This is a genomic window from Rhizobium hidalgonense (assembly GCF_002914525.1).
Classification (GTDB): Bacteria; Pseudomonadota; Alphaproteobacteria; order Rhizobiales; family Rhizobiaceae; genus Rhizobium; species Rhizobium hidalgonense.
In genome coordinates, this window is sequence record NZ_LODW01000003.1 from 1 (window position 1) to 2495 (window position 2495).

A 2495-nucleotide genomic window follows, 5' to 3' on the forward strand; every position below is an offset into this window, starting at 1 on the left:
TGTTGATTTCCACTGAGAGCTGACCCGGCGTTTCCACCGAGAATTGACCCGCCTTTTAGGTATCGTTCTTGTCGATCGTGGTGGTCAAGTTCCTTCGTTTCTCCTTTGTCGTTTTGGGTTCATGCGCCGAACTATTCTTGAAGCGGAAGCTGTCGTTTCCGGTCTCAAGAATGTGGCAGTGATGCGTGAGGCGATCGAGCAGCGCGGTGGTCATCTTGGCATCGCCGAAGACGCTGGCCCATTCGCTGAAGCTCAGGTTGGTGGTGATGATGACGCTGGTGCGTTCGTAGAGTTTGCTGAGCAGATGGAAGAGCAATGCCCCGCCTGAAGCACTGAAGGGCAGGTAGCCAAGCTCGTCGAGGATGACGAGGTCGGAATGGACAAGGCGATTGGCGATCTGGCCTGCGCGTCCCTGTGCTTTCTCCTGCTCCAAGGTGTTGACCAGTTCGACAGTCGAGAAGAACCGGACACGCTTGTGATGATGCTGGATAGCCTGGACGCCGATGGCTGTTGCTATGTGGGTCTTACCCGTGCCAGGGCCGCCCACGAGAACGATGTTGTTGGCCTCGTCTAGGAACTCGCAGCGATGCAGTTGGCGCACAAGCGCCTCGTTGATCTCGCTGCTGGTGAAGTCGTAGCCGTTCAGATCGCGGTAGGCGGGAAAGCGTGCGGTCTTGAGCTGATAGGCGGTCGAGCGCACCTCTCGTTCCGCCGTCTCCGCCTTGAGAAGCTGCGACAGGATCGGAATGGCAGCCTCGAACGCCGGCGATCCCTGTTCGGTCAACTCGCCGACGGCCTGTGCCATGCCGTGCATCTTCAGTTGCCGCAGCATGATGACGATAGCGCCGCTTGCTGGATTATGACGCATGGCGAGCCTCCGTCTTTCTCAGGGCATCGTATCGTTCGACATTGGCCTTGGGCTCGTTGATGAGCGTCAGGGCCTGAGGTGCGTCGATGGTGGGTGGCGTGAAGGATTTGCCGTCGACGAGGCGATGCAGCAGGTTCAGCACATGCGTCTTGGTTGGAACGCCGGATCTCAGTGCCATCTCGACGGAAGACAGGACAGCTTGCTCGTCGTGCTGAAGGACAAGCGCGAGGATATCGACCATCTCGCGGTCGCCGCCGGGCTTCTTGAGCAGGTATTGCTGCAAGGTCCGGAACGCATCGGGAAGCTCGGCGAACGGTGCACCATTGCGAAGGGCACCCGGTTTGCGCTGCACGACCGCCAGATAATGCCGCCAGTCGTAGATGGTCTGTCCCGGCCGGTCGTGGGAGCGGTCGATGACCCGGCGATGCTCGCAGATGATCTGACCCTCCGCTGCAACGACGACACGATCCGGATAGACCCGCAGGCTCACCGGTCGATTGGCAAAGGATGCCGGGACGCTGTAGCGATTGCGCTCCAGATGCACGAGGCAGGTCGGCGTGACCCGCTTCGTATATTCTACAAATCCATCGAAAGGCCGGGAAACGGGCATCAATGCCAGAGCCTCCTCAGCCCAGATATCGGCGATGGTGCCGCGCATCTGGCCGTGTGGGGTCTTTGCCCAGAACTCCCTGCATCGAAGCTCAAGCCAGTCGTTCAGGGCTTCGAGTGATGCAAAACGCGGAACGGGTTGAAAGAACCGATGACGCGCGTCCTGCACGTTCTTCTCGACCTGTCCCTTTTCCCAACCGGATGCCGGATTGCAGAACTCGGGCTCGAACACATAATGGCTGGCCATCGCCATGAAACGCACGTTGACGTCCCGCTCCTTACCACGGCCGACCTTGTCGATCGCCGTGCGCATGTTGTCGTAGATGCCGCGACCGGGAATGCCGCCAAACACGCGGAATGCATGATTGTGGGCGTCAAACAGCATCTCATGCGTCTGCAGGAGATAGGCCCGGACGATGAACGCGCGGCTGTAACTCAGCTTCGTATGGGCCACCTGCAACTTGGTGCGCTCATTGCCGATGATCGCCCAGTCTTCCGACCAGTCGAACTGGAACGCTTCACCGGGCTCGAATGCCAGGGGGACAAACGTGCCGCGGCCGGTCGTCTGCAACTCCCTCTGTCGATCCTCTCGCCATTCCCGAGCAAATGCCGCCACGCGATTATAGGAGCCCTCGTAGCCGAGGCTCACAAGGTCGGCATGCAACTGCTTCATAGTGCGCTTCTGCTTGCGGCTCTTTTTAGATTCCGTCTTCAGCCAGGCCGACAACCGATCCGCAAATGGATCAAGTTTGCTCGGCCGCTCCGGCACATTGAACTTCGGCTCCACGCCGTTCAGGCGCAGATATTTGCGGATGGTATTCCGGGACAAACCGCTTCTGCGGCAAATCTCCCGGATCGATAGATGCTCTCGAAAATACCAGCGTCGGATCACGCTCAGTAACGCCATGTCGATCACTCCAGAGCCCCCGCTGAAACATGCGAGGGACGGTTGAAACATGGGTCAATTCTCAATGGAAATATCTGGCTGCGCCGGGTCAGCTCTCAGTGGAAATCAACA

Annotated in this window: 2 protein-coding genes; both read right to left on the reverse strand. The window is 58.9% G+C overall.

Annotated features, from left to right (window positions below; translation table 11 throughout):
- Positions 1–55 precede the first annotated feature (55 nt).
- Complete coding sequence (gene istB, locus ATY29_RS00040) at positions 56–868, reverse strand: IS21-like element helper ATPase IstB (protein WP_097537545.1); 813 nt, start codon at positions 866–868, stop codon at positions 56–58.
- Positions 858–2384 carry an IS21 family transposase gene (gene istA / locus ATY29_RS00045; RefSeq protein WP_103671183.1) on the reverse strand — a complete coding sequence of 509 codons (1527 nt, stop codon included), beginning with the start codon at positions 2382–2384 and terminating at the stop codon, positions 858–860. Before istA ends, istB begins: the two co-directional genes overlap by 11 nt.
- Positions 2385–2495 lie beyond the last annotated feature (111 nt).

What these genes read in the sequence shown, in the direction of transcription:
- istB (WP_097537545.1), bottom strand. Translation starts at nt 868, where the DNA reads ATGCGTCATAATCCAGCAAGCGGCGCTATCGTCATCATGCTGCGGCAA.
- istA (WP_103671183.1), bottom strand. Translation starts at nt 2,384, where the DNA reads ATGGCGTTACTGAGCGTGATCCGACGCTGGTATTTTCGAGAGCATCTA.